Genomic DNA, 14,355 nt, shown 5'->3' with positions numbered 1-14,355 from the left:
CTACATAATCTTTAAGCTATTGAAAAATAACGATTAATAAGTTGGCACGAATACTGAGAAGGTCCAGGCAATCAGTAAAGAGACCCAGGAGTCTGCCATGCTTAGTGCCCAAGACCGTGCCATCGTCAAATCCACTGTGCCCCTGCTGGAAAGCGGCGGCGAAGCGCTGATCACGCATTTTTATCGCATGATGCTCAGCGAATACCCAGAAGTTCGCCCGCTGTTCAACCAGGCCCACCAGGCCAGCGGCGATCAGCCCCGTGCCCTGGCCAATGGCGTGCTGATGTATGCGCGGCATATCGATCAACTCGACCAACTGGGTGATCTGGTCGCCAAGATCATCAACAAGCATGTGGCCTTGCAGATTCTGCCGGAACACTACCCGATTGTGGGCGCGTGCCTGCTGCGGGCCATCTCTGAAGTGCTCGGCAGCGAGATCGCCACGCCTGAGGTGATGAGTGCCTGGGGCGCGGCCTACGGCCAGTTGGCCGACATTCTGATTGGCGCCGAAGCCGCCATCTACGCTGAAAAAGCCCAGGCGCCGGGCGGCTGGCGCGGTGCGCGGCCATTCCTGTTGGTCAAGCGTGTGGAGGAGAGCGACGAAATCATCTCCTTCTACTTTGCGCCCGTGGATAACGGCCCGATCCTGCAAGCCGCGCCGGGCCAGTACATCGGCATGAAGCTGGTGCTGGACGGCGAAGAAGTGCGCCGCAACTATTCCCTGTCGGCCTTGAGCGATGCGGGCCTGTACCGCATCAGCGTCAAACGCGAGGCCGGTGGGCGGGTGTCCAACTACCTGCATGACCAGATGCACGTCGGTGCAACCATCGACCTGTTCCCTCCATCGGGTGAGTTCACCCTGGCGGACAGCGATAAACCGCTGGTGCTGATCAGTGGCGGGGTAGGCATTACCCCGACATTGCCCATGCTTGAAGCGGCCCTGGCAACCGAGCGCCCGGTGCACTTTATCCACTGCGCGCGCAACGGCGGCGTGCATGCGTTTCGTGATTGGGTCGACGCCCTGGCGGCCAGGCACCCGCAGCTCAAGCGTTTTTATTGCTATGCCGAGGACGATGGCGTGAGCCCGGCGGCCGACAAGGTGGGGCTGTTGAGCCAGGAGCAATTGGCGGCGTGGTTGCCCGAGGAGCGTGACCTGGACGCTTACTTCCTGGGGCCTAAAGGCTTTATGGCGGCGATCAAGCGTCACCTGAAGGCGCTGGGTGTGCCGGAGCAGCAGGCGCGCTACGAGTTCTTTGGCCCGGCGGCGGCGCTGGAATAACATTCGGCCTCACACCGAGGCGGCATCATCGCGGGCAAGCCCGGCTCCCACATTGGAATGCGATTCCCTGTGGGAGCCGGGCTTGCCCGCGATGGCGTCTGTTCAGGCGCAACAATTTCCTGGGATTAATCCGCAGTTAACCGCCCTCTGTTTTAACCATGCTCTGTGTGTAAACTTGCCGGCATTGGCACAACGACAAAGGGAAAATGGGGATGAGTGACGAATTGCGTTTAGGCAGGGAGCGGCGCTTTCTGGTGTTGCTGGGCATCATCTGCCTGGCGCTGATCGGCGGTGCGCTGTACATGCAAGTGGTATTGGGCGAGGCCCCGTGCCCGCTGTGTATCCTGCAGCGCTACGCTTTGCTGTTGATTGCGATCTTTGCCTTCATCGGCGCCGCCATGCGCCGCAAAGGTGCGGTCACCTTGTTTGAAGGGCTGGTAGTACTCAGTGCCCTGGGCGGCGTCGCTGCCGCAGGCCACCACGTGTATACGCAGTTTTTCCCGGAAGTGAGCTGCGGCGTCGATGTGCTGCAGCCGATTGTCGATGAGCTGCCACTGGCCAAGGTGTTCCCACTGGGCTTCCAGGTCGACGGCTTCTGCAGCACGCCGTACCCGCCCATCCTTGGGCTGTCCCTGGCGCAATGGGCGCTGGTGGCGTTTGTGCTGACGGTGATCCTGGTGCCGCTGGGCATCTATCGCAATCGCCAACGCCAGGCCTGAGCCTGTTCCCCAAAACGCCCCGGTCTTCCTTGAAGGAAGTCCGGGGCGTTTTTGTTCGTAGGGATTTGTGAAAGGGCCGTGACGAGGGGCAACAATAGGTGCGCGCAGCGTGCGACATGTTGTCACACGGACGTTGTCGCAGGACGTTTCTGACCCATCAAACCGCCGCCTGAATTTGCACCCGAAGGCTAAATTGTGCTGTCAGTTCATCGTTTGGGCGATGCCGCGAATGTCACGCCTTTCGAGCCGTTGGGTGATGTCCGAATGCCTTGTTTTATGGGGGCTTGGATCCGTTTTGCAAGCCCTTACAAGGTGTAAGGGAAGTGGCGTTCTGCCCAATAACACGGCAATTTTTGTGGTTTTTGTTGAGAATCGAACACGATAAGATCGCGAACCTTTGCAGGTTTAGTGAAGGATTGTTGCTGTAATCGATAAAAATTATTTCTTTATAAGACATGGTTTATACATCGCTAGCTAACTACAATCGCCCGCACTGAATGTCCGGTGCTGTTCAATATTTGAGCACCGGAGCGGTCGAGGGGCAGATGGACGGCTCTGTGCGACCCCAAGGTTCCGGCAGCCTTTCAACTATCCGCACCAAATGGAATTGGTCTGTAACAAGGCCTTTAACCACGAAATCGAATAAGAACTCACCGCAGGTCCGTGAAACGTACAGTTATGGCGTGACGGGCAGGCTCTTATTCAATCGAAGAGAAATGCCAACCCTTGGCAGGGTGAAGTGTTGGCGATCAAAACCCAACTGCATTGCGCAAGCTGCTTTAGAGGTCGTGAGATGAGTAAAAACAGGTACCCCCGATTACTAGGCTTTTTGCCGCTGATTGGCATGCTGTTAATGCTGGGAGGCTGCAAGTGGACCTTGATGGACCCAAAAGGACAGATCGGTCTGGATCAACGAAACCTGATCATCACCGCTACCCTGCTGATGCTGCTGGTCGTGGTCCCTGTGATCATCATGACCTTCGCCTTCGCCTGGAAATACCGCGCGTCGAACACCAGCGCTACCTACGCGCCCAAGTGGTCGCACTCCACCAAGATCGAAATCGCGGTGTGGCTGGTGCCGGTCCTCATCATCATCGCCCTGGGTTACATCACCTATAAGTCGACCCACGAGCTGGACCCTTACCGTCCGCTGGAATCCAACGTCAAGCCGATCAACATCGAAGTGGTCGCGCTGGACTGGAAGTGGCTGTTCATCTACCCGGACCTGGGTATCGCCACGGTCAACGAGATCCAGTTCCCTGAGAACACTCCGCTTAATTTCCGGATCACCTCCGATGCCGTGATGAACTCGTTCTTCATCCCTGCGCTGGGCGGCCAGATTTACGCGATGGCGGGCATGCAGACTCGCCTGCACCTGATCGCCAACGAAAAAGCTGAAATGGAAGGCATCTCCGCGAACTACAGCGGCGCTGGCTTCACCGGCATGAAATTCAAAGCGATCTCGACGAGCCAGGAAGACTTCAACGCCTGGGTAGCCGCAGTCAAGGCCGCACCTAAACAGCTTGATCAAGCTGAATACGACGCCCTGACCAAACCAAGCCAGAACAACCCAGTCGCTCTGTACTCCGCGTATGAGCCGGACCTGTTTCAGAAAATCGTCGACAAGTACGAAGGTATGAAGCCAGGCAAGCCGGTCAAGCACGAGAAGAAAGAAGTGGCCGTGGTTGAAGGTTCTGACACGGGCTCGCATTCAACTGCTGGGGCAGAGGAGTAAACGATGTTTGGTAAATTAAGTTGGGATGCGGTCCCGTTCCACGAGCCGATCGTAATGGTGACCATCGCCATGATCGCGCTGGGTGGTCTGGCACTGTTTGCTGCAATCACGTATTTCAAGAAATGGACCTACCTGTGGACCGAGTGGCTGACGTCTGTCGACCACAAGAAAATCGGTGTCATGTACGTCATCGTTGCCATGGTCATGCTGCTGCGTGGTTTTGCCGACGCCATCATGATGCGTACCCAGTTGGCCATGGCCACCGAGGGTTCGCCGGGCTACCTGCCGCCTGAACACTATGACCAGATCTTCACCGCTCACGGTGTGATCATGATCATCTTCATGGCGATGCCATTCTTCACCGGCTTGATGAACCTGGCCTTGCCGCTGCAGATCGGTGCGCGTGACGTTGCCTACCCGTTCCTGAACTCCCTGAGCTTCTGGCTGCTGGTTTCCGGCGTGGTGCTGATCAACCTGTCCCTGGGCGTCGGCGAATTCGCCAAGACCGGTTGGGTTGCGTATCCGCCATTGTCGGGCATTCAGTACAGTCCGGGCGTGGGTGTGGATTACTACATCTGGGCGCTACAGTTATCAGGACTCGGGACGACATTGACGGGGGTCAACTTCCTGGCCACCGTGCTGAAAATGCGCGCCCCTGGCATGAAACTGATGGACATGCCGATCTTCACCTGGACCTGCACCTGGGCCAACGTCCTGATCGTGGCTTCGTTCCCGATCCTGGCCGCTACCATGGCGCTGCTGTCGCTTGACCGTTACCTGGATTTCCACATTTTCACCAATGAACTTGGTGGCAATCCAATGATGTACGTGAACCTGTTCTGGGCATGGGGGCACCCTGAGGTGTACATCCTGATCCTGCCAGCGTTCGGTATCTTCTCTGAAGTGATCTCGACCTTTACCGGCAAGCGCCTGTTCGGTCACCACTCGATGGTTTACGCATCGGGCGCAATTTCCGTACTGGGCTTCATGGTGTGGCTGCACCACTTCTTCACCATGGGCTCGGGGGCCAGCGTCAACGCCTTCTTCGGCCTGGCGACGATGTTGATTTCGATCCCGACGGGGGTGAAGCTATTTAACTGGCTATTCACCATCTACCACGGCCGTCTGCGTATCACCAGCCAGGTTCTGTGGACCCTGGGCTTCATGGTGACCTTCGCCATCGGCGGCATGACCGGCGTACTGCTGGCCATTCCGGGTGCTGACTTCGTACTGCACAACAGCCTGTTCGTGATCGCGCACTTCCACAACGTGATCATCGGTGGTGCCGTATTCGGTTACATCGCTGGTTTCAGCTTCTACTTCCCGAAAGCGTTCGGCTTCAAGCTGCACGAAGGTTGGGGCAAGGCTGCATTCTGGTTCTGGATCTCGGGCTTCTTCGTCGCGTTCATGCCGCTCTACGCGCTGGGCTTCATGGGCATGACCCGTCGTCTGAACGCCACTACCAACCCTGAGTGGGTGCCGTACCTGTACGTCGCCATGTTCGGTGCGTTGATGATTGCTGCCGGTATCGCCTGCCAGCTGATCCAACTGTACGTGAGCATCCGTGACCGTAAGCAGAACGCTTGCGACTCCGGTGACCCATGGAATGGCCACACCCTGGAATGGTCGACCTCGTCGCCTCCACCGTTCTACAACTTCGCCGTGATTCCTACTGCGAACACCATTGATGCGTTCACCGAAGCCAAGGAAGACGGTACTGCGTACCAGCGTCCCAAGCACTACGAGCCGATCCACATGCCGAACAACACCGCCACTGGCGTGGTGATGGGCGCGCTGTTGACCGTGTTCGGTTTCGCGATGATCTGGCACATCTGGTGGCTGGCAATCGTGGGCCTGGTAGGCACTATCGGTTACTTCATCATTCACGCTGCCCGTGATGATCAAGGCTACATGGTGCCGGTCGAGACGATCGAACGCATCGAAGCCGAGCAACACGCTCGCCTGGTAGCCGAGAAGAAAATCCCGGCCAACCGTGTAGAAACCTCGTTGGAACAGGCTTAAACCATGTCGAACTTAGTGACCAATGCTGGACACGCCCATGTCGATGACCATGGGCACGATGACCATCACCACGACTCGGGGCCAATGACCGTATTCGGTTTCTGGCTCTACCTGATGACCGACTGCATCTTGTTTGCGTCGATCTTCGCGGTGTACGCGGTACTGGTAAACAACGTAGCGGGTGGCCCGTCGGGCCACGACATCTTCGAACTGCCTTACGTGCTCGGCGAAACCGCCTTGCTGTTGTTCAGTTCGATCACCTACGGCTTCGCCATGCTGGCCTTCTACAAGGGCAGCAAGAAGGGCGTACTGAGCTGGTTGGCACTGACCTTCCTGTTCGGCCTGGGCTTCATCGGCATGGAGATCAACGAGTTCCACCTGCTGATCTCCGAAGGCTACGGCCCGCACCGTTCCGGCTTCCTGTCCGCGTTCTTCACGCTGGTAGGCACCCACGGTCTGCACGTATCTGCCGGCCTGCTGTGGATGGCGGTGATGATGTATCAGGTCAATAAACACGGCCTGACCAACACCAACAAGACTCGCCTGAGCTGCCTGAGCCTGTTCTGGCACTTCCTGGACGTGGTCTGGATCTGCGTATTCACCGTCGTTTACTTGATGGGGACTCTGTAATGGCTAATGCACACTCCCATGACCATGACAGCCATGATGCGAGCCACGGCAGCGTAAAGTCTTACGCTATCGGCTTCATCCTGTCGGTCATCCTGACCCTGATCCCGTTCGGCCTGGTGATGTACCCAACCTTGCCGAAGTCGATCACCTTGATGATCGTCCTGGCGTTCGCGGTGATTCAGGTTCTGGTTCACCTGGTGTACTTCCTGCACCTGGATCGCTCGAAAGAGCAGCGCGATAACGTGATTGCGTTCGTGTTCGCAGGTCTTGTGATCCTGCTGCTGGTTGGCCTGTCGATATGGATCATGTTCAGCATCCATACGTTCATGATGGCGAAGTGAGGTAAGACCCGATGTCGCTTAAGCACTTTATCCAAATCACCAAACCGGGGATCATTTTCGGTAACGTGCTTTCTGTGGCAGGCGGTTTCTTCCTGGCCTCCAAGGGGCATGTCGATCTGGCCATCTTCTTGGCTGCGATGATCGGCACGTCCCTGGTGGTAGCTTCCGGTTGTGTGTTCAACAACTGCATCGACCGTGACATCGATTTGAAGATGGAACGCACCAAGAATCGTGTGCTGGTGCAGGGCCTTATCTCCCTGAAACTGGCATTGATCTATGCGACCGTCCTGGGTGTTGCCGGTGTGGCCCTGTTGTACAAGGTGGCCAACCCGTTGGCGGCGCTGTTTGCCGTGATCGGTTTTGTCATCTACGTCGGCCTTTACAGCCTGTACCTCAAGCGCAAGTCGGTTCACGGCACGCTGGTGGGCAGTCTGTCTGGGGCGATGCCGCCGGTGATTGGTTATGTGGCTGTGACCAATAGCTTCGACATGGCTGCGCTGGTGCTGCTGGTGATGTTCAGCCTGTGGCAGATGCCGCACTCCTATGCCATCGCGATCTTCCGCTTCAATGACTACCTGGCTGCGTCGATTCCGGTTCTGCCGGTTAAACGTGGCATTCAGGTGGCCAAGAAACACATTTTGCTCTACATCCTGGCCTTCCTCGTGGCGACCTTGATGTTGACCTTCAGTGGCTACGCCGGCATGAGCTACCTCGCCGTCGCCGCCGCCATGGGCATGTACTGGTTGTACATGGCCTGGACCGGCTACAAGGCGGTGGATGACACCGTCTGGGCGCGCAAGCTGTTCGTGTTCTCGATCTTCACCATCACCGCGCTCAGCGTGATGATGTCCCTGGATTTCCAAGTGCCGAAAGAGCTGTTGCTGACCTACGCACACTGAGTCATCGAGCAACAAAAAGCCCCGCCTTCGCAAGAAGCGCGGGGTTTTTTATGGCGTGGCCTTTAAACTATTCCCACATTCTACAAATGCAGGAAGCAACGTGATGACGAAAAAAGCCGTGATGGTATTCAGTGGCGGGCAGGACTCGACCACCTGCCTGATCCAGGCGCTGGGGCAGTATGACGAAGTGCACTGCATCACCTTCGATTATGGCCAGCGCCATGTCGCCGAAGTTGAAGTCGCGCACAAGTTGGCCAAGCAGCTGGGCGCCACCGTTCACAAGGTGATGGATGTGTCTTTGCTCAATGAGCTGGCGATCAGCAGCCTGACCCGCGACAACATTCCGGTGCCGACCGTGAACAGCTCGGGCGAAAGCCTGCCGAGTACTTTTGTACCGGGGCGCAATATCCTGTTTCTGACCCTGGCGGCGATCTACGCCTATCAGGTCAAAGCTGAAAGCGTGATTACCGGTGTGTGCGAAACCGACTTCTCGGGTTACCCCGATTGCCGCGATGACTTTGTCAAAGCGCTGAACACGGCGCTCCAACTGGGCATGGACTATAAGCTGCGCCTGGACACGCCGTTGATGTGGCTGAACAAGGCTGAGACCTGGGCTTTGGCAGACTACCACCAGCAACTGGACCTGGTTCAGCACCAGACCCTGACCTGCTACAACGGCATCATCGGCACCGGCTGCGGTAATTGCGATGCATGCAACCTGCGGGCGCGGGGCTTGAATGAGTATTTGCAGGACAAGGCGGGTGTGATGAGCAGCCTGAAGCAGAAGTTGCAGTTGAGCTAGTTGTAGGAGTCATACTCGGTCATGTGGGAGCTGGCTTGCCTGCGATAGCATCAACTGAATGTCACTGACATACCGAGGTGTCTGCATCGCAGGCAAGCCAGCTCCCACATTTAGAGCGCATTACATCAGGCAGCACTACCGGTAATCCAGCGTTTGAACAACGCCCGCGCGCCATAGGCCGGCAGGATATTGAAAAACGCAAAGCCGACTTTGATCGCGATCTGCACGTAGATCATGCTCAAGATGTCGCTGGTCTGCATCGCGCCATAGAACGCAATAAAGCAGAACAGGAAACTGTCGATAATCACCGCAAAGAACGTACTGAGGAAAATCCGCAGGTACAGGTATTTGGAGTTGGTCAGTTCCTTGATCTTGCACAGCAAGTAGGAATTTATATTCTCCGACACCAGGAACGACACCGAGGACGCGACCAGTACCGAGGACACCTGAATGATCACATCGTTGTAAGGGCCATCGAGTTTCCAGCCGGGCAGCCCGGGCAGAAACGTTGAGCCGAACAGCAGGATAATGATCATCGCGTTACTGGCGAACGCAAACAAAATGGCGCGTCTGGCCAACCGCAGGCCGAACTGCTCGTTGAGCAAGTCCACGATCAAAAAGGTCAGCGGGTACAGAAACGTGCCTGGCGTGACGATGATGCCCATCGACTCCAGGTAAATAGGCTTGGTCGCGGCAATGCTGGTGAAGATATAAAACGTGAACAGCAACAGGTTCAGGATGATGTAGATCATCCAGGAGTTTTCGTTGCGGTCGTTGATATCGTAGGCCGTCAGCGTCCCTCCCTGTGAATAGAACTTCTTGTACATGTTCTTAACTTCCATTTTATTGAGGTTGTCCATGATTTCGCTGTTGATGACTTCACTCAGCTTCATCTTGATGACCTTGCCGGTGGCGATCACCATGATCACCGCCAGGCTTTTGTCATTCTCAAAGCCCAGCAGTTTGTATTTGCTGTTTTCGATGCCCGCTTCATAGGTTGTCATTGAAGCGCTCCTCGATGATGTCGCCGATCACGCACAAGCGCTCTGAACCGACGCAGGCTTCAAGGGTGATAAACATCTTTTGGGTGGCCCGGTCGTACACCAGCTTTTCTTTGCCCAGCGTGGACGCGCCTTTTTTCACAATGAGCAAATCGCCCGGCTCGTTGATGCCGGGGATGCCACGTTCCAGGCGCACGCCGATCAGGTTGTAGGAAGAGCCGAAGTAGTAGGTCAGCGGATACAGCGTGGCCAATTCGCCAATGCGCTTGTCCAGGTTCTGGATAACCAGGCTTTCCTTGAGCACCGGCACGGCGGCCGGGTTCATGTTGCCCTGTGGGGAAACACTGCTCTCGATAATTTCCTTGGCTTCAAAATCGAGGGTCTCGATTTCATCGTAGGAGACGCCGAAGAAGTCCGAGATCTTGCGGACAGTGGACTGCTGCACGTTGACGACCTTGCCTTCCAGGATGTTGTAGATGGTGGTCCTGGTCAGGCCGGCGGCATTGGATAGCGACAGCTGAGTTTCGCCGCGGCTTTTGATCAAGTACTTGATGTTGCTCTTCAAGTGCTCGGTTTTTTCGCGTCTGTGTATCACGTGCTCACCACTTCCTTTTAGTCGTTAACGTCCGTTGTTTGCGCAACCACAACAGGGAGCGCCCGTTCCGGGGGCGCTTGTGGTTTTGCGGCGGCGGGAGTGTTGCATGCGTCGGGCCTAACAATAAAGTCCGGATGCGCTGCGGGCGTGCTTTTGATGGGGTAGGTACGGGAGAAATGAACATTTGATTTGGAAAATGTTTAATTTCCTGTTTAATTGATCCTCTCGGTTCAGGACGGACCGGCACGCAACGCCCAGGAAGGGACCCGCACTGATGGCATTCAATACCGTACCTCTGAAAGACCAGGCCGACCTGCTGCGTCGTGGCCTGGCGGATCTGCGTGCAGAAGACTTCGAGCTCGCCAGCCTGCTGGATGCTGAAGTCACTCGTCAGCATCGCACCCTCTCACTGGTGGCTTCCTCCTGTGCGGTCAAACCACGCACTCTGGTGGCCTGTGCCTCGGCCTTGGTCAATGTGAGCGCCGAAGGCACACCCGGCAAACGCCATCGCACCGGCTGCGAAAATGTCGATTTGGTCGAGTCCCTGGCTATCCGCAGAGCGCTTGAGCTGTTCGACGCGCATTACGCCGGCGTGCAGCCTCATTCGGCGTCCAATGCCATCTCCCAAGTGCTGTCGGCGCTGCTTGAGCCGGGCGATACGCTACTGGGGATGGCCCACGACCATGGCGGCGAACTCACCCTTGGCAGCCCGGCGGTGTTCACCGGCGCCTATTACAAGGCTATCCGCTACGGCACCACCGGCGAAGGCCTTATCGATTATGAGCAGGTGCGCAGCCTGGCCCTGGCCCATCGCCCACGCATCATTATTTGCGGTGCGGGTGCGTACTCAAGGGTGGTGGATTTTGAGCGGTTTCGCGCGATTGCCGACGAGGCGGGCGCCATCCTGTTGGCGGATATTTCCGCTATCGCCGGGTTGGTGGTGACGGGGCGCCACCCGAGCCCGATCAACGCTGCACACGTCACCATCACCTGCACGCACAAGCAATTGGGCGGCCCACGGGGCGGGTTGATTTTGTGCGGCCGCGACGCCGAGACCAAGGTGCCAGGCCTGCGGTCGACGTTCAGCCGTGTGCTGGATCAAGCCGTGTTCCCGCGCATGCAAGGGGCGCCGGCGGTCAATATGATCGCGGCAAAAGCGGCTGCCTTCGGGTATGCGAAGTCAGCGCAGTTTGATGCCTGCATGGGGCGTGGTCGTGCGCTTGCCGATGAAGTGGCCAGTGCGTTTGCGGCCCAGGGTTACGACGTGGTGGGCGGGCGCAGTGACAACCATACGGTACTGATCCGGTTGCAGGGTGCCATGACCGGCGCCATCGCCGAGGCGGCCCTGGAGTCTTGCGCCATTGTGGTGAGCAAGCACCGCGTACCGGGCGAGACACGCTCGAAGTTGGTCACCAGCGGTTTGTGTCTCGGCACCGGCTCAATGGCGCAACGCGAAATCGACAGCGACGGCTGTCGGCAGGTGATTGAGCTGATTTGTCGGGTGTTGGAAAACGTCACCCCGCTGGGCGAACAGGACTATCGGCTTGCGCCTGAGGTGCGCGAGCAGGTGCGCGTAGCGGTAGAAGCCCTGTGCATGAATTATCCGATCGCCGACTACCTGGAGAGCTGATCACCGCGCCGGTGGCTAAATCAGCTGGGCTCCACCTCGTCATACTTCTTTGTACGCACCGTGAGAAACCATCACCCGTCTACAAGGAGTCGCGCCATGTTCAGCGTAAGTCGTCGGTCTCTTCTCGCCTTTGGCGCGGCCCTGCCGGTGCTGGGCCGCCTGGACTGGGCGGTCGCCAGCCCGCCACCGGCCCCGGCGGACACGGTGCGGCTCAATTACAACGAAAGCCCCTACGGCCCTTGCGCCTCCGCCCGCGAGGCGATGCAGCGCGGCATCGCCCTCTCCGGGCTGTACCCCTATGGTTACATGTACGGCTTGGCCGAACAGTTCGCCAAGGCGCACGGGCTTGTCGAAGAACAGGTCGCTGTATTTGCCGGCTCCATGGCCGCCCTGCGCTACGCGGTGTTGGCGTTTACCAACCAGACTCGTGCTCTGGTGATGGCCACGCCGTCCTATGAAGTACCGCGTCAGGCCGCCGAAGCCTGGCAGGCGCCGGTGCACGAAGTGAGCCTTAATGCCAACCACGCCCATGACGTGCCGGCCATGCTCGCCGCGAATCCTCAGGCGGGCATGCTGTACCTGTGCAACCCCAACAACCCGACCGGCACCCTGACGCCCACCGCAGCGATCCGTCAGGCGCTGGCGAACAAACCCAAAGGCTGCGTGCTGGTGGTGGACGAGGCCTACATCGACTTCTGCGATGCCCCAAGCTGCGTGAGCTGGGTCAAGGATCACGACGATTTGCTGGTGCTGCGCACTTTCTCGAAAATCTACGGCATGGCCGGCGCGCGCCTGGGCTTGGCGGTAGGCCACCCAGCGTTGCTGGAACGCCTGGCAGTGTTTGGTGGCGACAATGTGCCGGCGGCGTCCACGTTACTCGGTGCCCGGGCAAGCCTGGAAGACCTCAAGCTGGTACCGCAACGCAAGGCGCTCAATGCCCAACTGCGTGACGAAACCGTGGCCTGGCTCAAGGCGCGGGGTTTTACCTGCACCGCGTCGCAAAGCAACTGTTTCATGATTAACGTAAAGCAACCTGCAGAACAGGTGATTGAGAAGCTGGCTGCACAGGGCGTATTGGTCGGGCGGGTGTGGAAGGGTTGGCCGCAGTGGGTGCGGGTGACGGTGGGCAACAAACAGGAGATGGCGCGGTTTCGTGAGGTGTTTGCGAGTCTTTAAATCAACACAAAACCCATGTGGGAGCGGGCTTGCTCGCGAAGGCGGTGTGTCAGTAAAAAATGTTCTGACTGATACATCGCTTTCGCGAGCAAGCCCGCTCCCACATTTTTAGTCCAGCTGTGTTGCAGGTAATGCGTTACTGCTGCGCGATGCTGTACCCATCAAACGCCGTCTGCTGCTGCAGTGCAGTAATTACACTCTTGCGGCTCAACGGCTGCTCGGCGCCGGCGTTATCCACAAAGCTTTCGGTTTCAAGCTCAGCCTCGTCACCTTCACCCACAAAGCTGAAGCCTAAAAACTCGAATGCCTCGCGGTCAACGTTGAGCTTGGAGCGCGGCGTGCGCAGCGGCAGGGTGACGCTGATGCCATCCTTGCTGATCACAAACACTTCGGCTTCTTTCTTGGCCCGTGCAGCCTTGCCCTTGCCGGCGCTTGGGTTGCTGATGGCCTGGTGAGACTGGTTCAGCACCTTGAGGGCCAGGCCGTAGACCAGCTCCTGAAACTCGGGGTCGTCCTTGAAACTGGAGAGGATGCGGCTGATCGAGAACTTACTGCTCAAGTCTTCCAGGGCGATATTGTCGGCCGCCTCGGCATCCTTGAGTTGCTTGAGCTGGCCCATCAGGTCGTAGGCCTTGTCGTCGTCGAAAGCGTCATGGGCCTGGCGAATGGCCACGCGCAGTTCACGGATCTGGTCGCTTTCCTTGGAGGTGTGGAACGCGTCCAGCACCATCTCGCTGATGATCTTGGCCGCAGGCACATGCTGTGAAAGATTGATGGCGTTTTCGTATTCGGCCTTCGAGTGCAGGGCGACTACGGATTCTTCGGCGGCGTGTTCGGTGTAAGAATCAGGCATTGAAATTTCACTACTTCAGTAAACGGGGGACAAAAAAGCGTCGCGCATTTTCGGCGGCCACGCAGGTCAGGTCAAGGCAGCACACTGCCCTTATCGCGGCGCAAGGCGCTCAGCGCCCGCTGCAAGCGCACGGCCCGCCCGCAGAACAGACCAACGGTAAACCCTGACACACCGCCCACCGCCATCAACATTTCAGGTGTGTTCAACAGCAATGGATGCACGGCCTGCTGATAGCCGAAGTAGTACTTCACCGCAAAGAACAGCTGCGAGATCAGCAGGGTTTTCCAGGTACCCGCCAGCACCAGCGTTTCGCCATTGGCATCGAGCCGGGCGCCGTCGGCGTTGAACAGCAGCAACCCCAGCAGGCTGCCCGCCAGCGCACCCGCGACCCAGGCGCTGCTCGACAGGATCGAGGGCGCCAGCGACATCAGCGACCACACCACCAGCACCACCGGCAAAATCATCAATGAGCGGCGATTCTCACGCCCGCCCAGGCAGGCCTTGATGCCGTAATAACAAATCCACAGGTAGATGGCGTACACCCACAGGGGCGTGCCTTGGAGGATATCGAGCATGGGTGCTTCCTTGCAGGGGCGGGATGCGCTGATAGTCTTTGAGCCATCATCGTTTTGTCCAATGATTTGCTGCTGACCCACATCAACACCCTCCACCG

General features: G+C 57.8%; 14 protein-coding genes. 10 read left to right on the top strand and 4 right to left on the bottom strand.

What is annotated here, in order from left to right:
* Window positions 1–97 precede the first annotated feature (97 nt).
* The 8 genes from hmpA to queC all read left to right on the top strand — a co-directional run bounded on the left by hmpA (window position 98) and on the right by queC (window position 8,427).
* Window positions 98–1,279 (top strand): NO-inducible flavohemoprotein, encoded by a 1,182-nt coding sequence (hmpA, locus tag ASE80_RS07315; protein ID WP_056858321.1) that lies wholly within the window; start codon window positions 98–100, stop codon window positions 1,277–1,279.
* 212 nt (window positions 1,280–1,491) lie between these two features.
* On the top strand, window positions 1,492–1,998 hold the full coding sequence (locus ASE80_RS07310; RefSeq protein WP_056858320.1) for a disulfide bond formation protein B: 507 nt from the start codon (window positions 1,492–1,494) through the stop codon (window positions 1,996–1,998).
* A 793-nt stretch (window positions 1,999–2,791) separates the two neighbouring features.
* Complete coding sequence (gene cyoA, locus ASE80_RS07305; RefSeq protein WP_056858319.1) at window positions 2,792–3,733, top strand: ubiquinol oxidase subunit II; 942 nt, start codon at window positions 2,792–2,794, stop codon at window positions 3,731–3,733.
* A gap of 3 nt (window positions 3,734–3,736) precedes the next feature.
* Window positions 3,737–5,755, top strand: a complete 2,019-nt coding sequence (gene cyoB / locus ASE80_RS07300) for a cytochrome o ubiquinol oxidase subunit I (RefSeq protein ID WP_017135070.1) — start codon at window positions 3,737–3,739, stop codon at window positions 5,753–5,755.
* A gap of 3 nt (window positions 5,756–5,758) precedes the next feature.
* Window positions 5,759–6,385, top strand: coding sequence for a cytochrome o ubiquinol oxidase subunit III (locus tag ASE80_RS07295; protein ID WP_056858318.1), 627 nt, complete (start codon window positions 5,759–5,761; stop codon window positions 6,383–6,385).
* Window positions 6,385–6,726 carry a cytochrome o ubiquinol oxidase subunit IV gene (gene cyoD / locus ASE80_RS07290; RefSeq protein WP_010206434.1) on the top strand — a complete coding sequence of 114 codons (342 nt, stop codon included), beginning with the start codon at window positions 6,385–6,387 and terminating at the stop codon, window positions 6,724–6,726. The genes ASE80_RS07295 and cyoD overlap by 1 nt, the downstream gene beginning before the upstream one ends.
* Before the next feature lie 11 nt (window positions 6,727–6,737).
* Window positions 6,738–7,625: a heme o synthase gene (cyoE, locus tag ASE80_RS07285; RefSeq protein WP_017135069.1), complete on the top strand. Its 888-nt coding sequence runs from the start codon at window positions 6,738–6,740 to the stop codon at window positions 7,623–7,625.
* A gap of 103 nt (window positions 7,626–7,728) precedes the next feature.
* A complete protein-coding gene (gene queC / locus ASE80_RS07280) occupies window positions 7,729–8,427 on the top strand; it encodes a 7-cyano-7-deazaguanine synthase QueC (RefSeq protein ID WP_056858317.1) in 699 nt (232 codons plus the stop codon).
* A 125-nt stretch (window positions 8,428–8,552) separates the two neighbouring features.
* On the opposite strand, the gene ASE80_RS07275 is transcribed toward queC, so the two are convergent.
* Both ASE80_RS07275 and ASE80_RS07270 read right to left on the bottom strand, forming a co-directional pair.
* A complete protein-coding gene (locus ASE80_RS07275; protein WP_056858316.1) occupies window positions 8,553–9,431 on the bottom strand; it encodes a queuosine precursor transporter in 879 nt (292 codons plus the stop codon).
* A complete protein-coding gene (locus tag ASE80_RS07270) occupies window positions 9,418–10,023 on the bottom strand; it encodes a helix-turn-helix transcriptional regulator (protein ID WP_082463577.1) in 606 nt (201 codons plus the stop codon). Before ASE80_RS07270 ends, ASE80_RS07275 begins: the two co-directional genes overlap by 14 nt.
* Before the next feature lie 274 nt (window positions 10,024–10,297).
* On the opposite strand from ASE80_RS07270, the gene glyA reads away from it, so the two are divergent.
* Both glyA and ptaA read left to right on the top strand, forming a co-directional pair.
* Complete coding sequence (glyA, locus tag ASE80_RS07265) at window positions 10,298–11,653, top strand: serine hydroxymethyltransferase (protein ID WP_056858315.1); 1,356 nt, start codon at window positions 10,298–10,300, stop codon at window positions 11,651–11,653.
* A gap of 96 nt (window positions 11,654–11,749) precedes the next feature.
* Window positions 11,750–12,829: a pyoverdine biosynthesis transaminase PtaA gene (gene ptaA, locus ASE80_RS07260; protein WP_056858314.1), complete on the top strand. Its 1,080-nt coding sequence runs from the start codon at window positions 11,750–11,752 to the stop codon at window positions 12,827–12,829.
* A gap of 136 nt (window positions 12,830–12,965) precedes the next feature.
* Here the strand turns inward: ptaA and ASE80_RS07255 are convergent, their stop codons facing one another.
* Together ASE80_RS07255 and ASE80_RS07250 are read right to left on the bottom strand one after the other, a co-directional pair.
* On the bottom strand, window positions 12,966–13,682 hold the full coding sequence (locus ASE80_RS07255; protein ID WP_056858313.1) for a hypothetical protein: 717 nt from the start codon (window positions 13,680–13,682) through the stop codon (window positions 12,966–12,968).
* A gap of 71 nt (window positions 13,683–13,753) precedes the next feature.
* Window positions 13,754–14,257, bottom strand: a complete 504-nt coding sequence (locus tag ASE80_RS07250; RefSeq protein WP_056858312.1) for a DUF6622 family protein — start codon at window positions 14,255–14,257, stop codon at window positions 13,754–13,756.
* Window positions 14,258–14,355: the final 98 nt, after the last annotated feature.

The organism is Pseudomonas sp. Leaf15, from assembly GCF_001421425.1.
Classification (GTDB): domain Bacteria; phylum Pseudomonadota; class Gammaproteobacteria; order Pseudomonadales; family Pseudomonadaceae; genus Aquipseudomonas; species Aquipseudomonas salomonii.
The sequence above is the reverse complement of the archived record's forward strand: the minus strand, read 5'-3'. Positions and strand labels throughout refer to the sequence as shown.

Excerpts from the sequence above, each read along its gene's own strand:
- ASE80_RS07275 (WP_056858316.1), bottom strand. The coding sequence starts at position 9,431 with ATGACAACCTATGAAGCGGGCATCGAAAACAGCAAATACAAACTGCTG.
- cyoA (WP_056858319.1), top strand. The coding sequence starts at position 2,792 with ATGAGTAAAAACAGGTACCCCCGATTACTAGGCTTTTTGCCGCTGATT.
- ASE80_RS07295 (WP_056858318.1), top strand. The coding sequence starts at position 5,759 with ATGTCGAACTTAGTGACCAATGCTGGACACGCCCATGTCGATGACCAT.
- ASE80_RS07310 (WP_056858320.1), top strand. The coding sequence starts at position 1,492 with ATGAGTGACGAATTGCGTTTAGGCAGGGAGCGGCGCTTTCTGGTGTTG.
- hmpA (WP_056858321.1), top strand. The coding sequence starts at position 98 with ATGCTTAGTGCCCAAGACCGTGCCATCGTCAAATCCACTGTGCCCCTG.
- ASE80_RS07250 (WP_056858312.1), bottom strand. The coding sequence starts at position 14,257 with ATGCTCGATATCCTCCAAGGCACGCCCCTGTGGGTGTACGCCATCTAC.
- cyoE (WP_017135069.1), top strand. The coding sequence starts at position 6,738 with ATGTCGCTTAAGCACTTTATCCAAATCACCAAACCGGGGATCATTTTC.
- glyA (WP_056858315.1), top strand. The coding sequence starts at position 10,298 with ATGGCATTCAATACCGTACCTCTGAAAGACCAGGCCGACCTGCTGCGT.
- cyoD (WP_010206434.1), top strand. The coding sequence starts at position 6,385 with ATGGCTAATGCACACTCCCATGACCATGACAGCCATGATGCGAGCCAC.
- ptaA (WP_056858314.1), top strand. The coding sequence starts at position 11,750 with ATGTTCAGCGTAAGTCGTCGGTCTCTTCTCGCCTTTGGCGCGGCCCTG.
- queC (WP_056858317.1), top strand. The coding sequence starts at position 7,729 with ATGACGAAAAAAGCCGTGATGGTATTCAGTGGCGGGCAGGACTCGACC.
- cyoB (WP_017135070.1), top strand. The coding sequence starts at position 3,737 with ATGTTTGGTAAATTAAGTTGGGATGCGGTCCCGTTCCACGAGCCGATC.
- ASE80_RS07255 (WP_056858313.1), bottom strand. The coding sequence starts at position 13,682 with ATGCCTGATTCTTACACCGAACACGCCGCCGAAGAATCCGTAGTCGCC.